This is a genomic window from Kocuria cellulosilytica, assembly GCF_040981245.1.
GTDB lineage: Bacteria > Actinomycetota > Actinomycetes > Actinomycetales > Micrococcaceae > Kocuria > Kocuria cellulosilytica.
The window spans coordinates 1-1,126 of the sequence record NZ_JAVFWZ010000027.1 but is presented as its reverse complement, the minus strand read 5'-3'; the positions used below and the strand labels follow the sequence as shown (position 1 = coordinate 1,126).

1 protein-coding gene is annotated in these 1,126 nt (G+C 65.5%); it reads left to right on the top strand.

What is annotated here, in order from left to right; genetic code table 11:
• Positions 1–17: 17 nt before the first annotated feature.
• Positions 18–1,126, top strand: a 1,109-nt coding sequence (locus RCG67_RS16785; RefSeq protein WP_368827925.1) for an aromatic ring-hydroxylating oxygenase subunit alpha, incomplete at its 3' end; no start/stop codon positions are given.

Below are 1,126 nucleotides of genomic sequence, written 5' to 3'. Positions count from 1 at the left end.
ACCCAAGGAGTAGAGAGTTGTCCACCAACGTTGTCTCGGAGTCCCTGATCTCCACCCTGCCCGGCTCCACCTACGTGGACGAGGCCGTCTTCCGCGCCGAACAGGAACGCATCTTCGAGCAGATGTGGTTCTGCGCCGTGCGCGCCGCAGACCTCGACAAGCCCGGCGCCTACCGCACCGTCCAGATCGGCCGCGAATCCATCATCATCACCCGCAACCGCAAGCACGGCATCCGCGCCTTCTACAACATCTGCCGCCACCGCGGCGTGAAACTGTGCATGGAGGACACCGGCGAAGCCGCACGCTCCTTCCAGTGCCCCTACCACGCCTGGACCTACGACTTCGACGGCAAGCTCATCGCCGCCCCCAACCTCACCAAGATGCCCGACATCGACCGCCAGGAATACGGCCTCGTCACCATCCCGGTCCGCGAGTACCTCGGCTACGTCTGGGTCTGCCTGGCCGAGAACCCCCCCTCCTTCGAGGACGACGTCATGGGCGACATCCAAGAACGCCTCGGCGACACCCAGGCCATCGAGGGCTACGACATCGCCAACCTCGCCCTGGGCCGGCGCATCACCTACGACGTGCGCGCCAACTGGAAGCTCATCATCGAGAACTTCATGGAGTGCTACCACTGCGCCACCATCCACCCCGAACTCACCGAGGTCCTGCCCGAGTTCGCCGACGGACTCGCCGCCCAGTACTTCGTCGGCCACGGCGCCGAGTTCGGCAACGACGTCGCCGGCTTCACCGTCGACGGCTCCGCAGGCCTCGACAAGCTCCCCGGCGTGGACGACGACCACGACCGCCGCTACTACGCGATCACCGTCAAGCCCACCGTGTTCGTCAACCTCGTCCCCGACCACGTCATCATCCACCGCATGTTCCCCATGGCCCCCGACCACACCATCGTCGAGTGCGACTGGCTCTACCTGCCCACCGTGGTCGACTCCGGCAAGGACGTCTCCGCCTCCGTCGAGCTCTTCCACCGCGTCAACCAGCAGGACTTCGACGCCTGCGAACGCTGCCAACCCGCCATGAACTCCAAGATCTACGCCACCGGCGGCGTCCTCGTCCCCTCCGAACACCACATCGGCGCCTTCCACGACTGGATCACCGACAA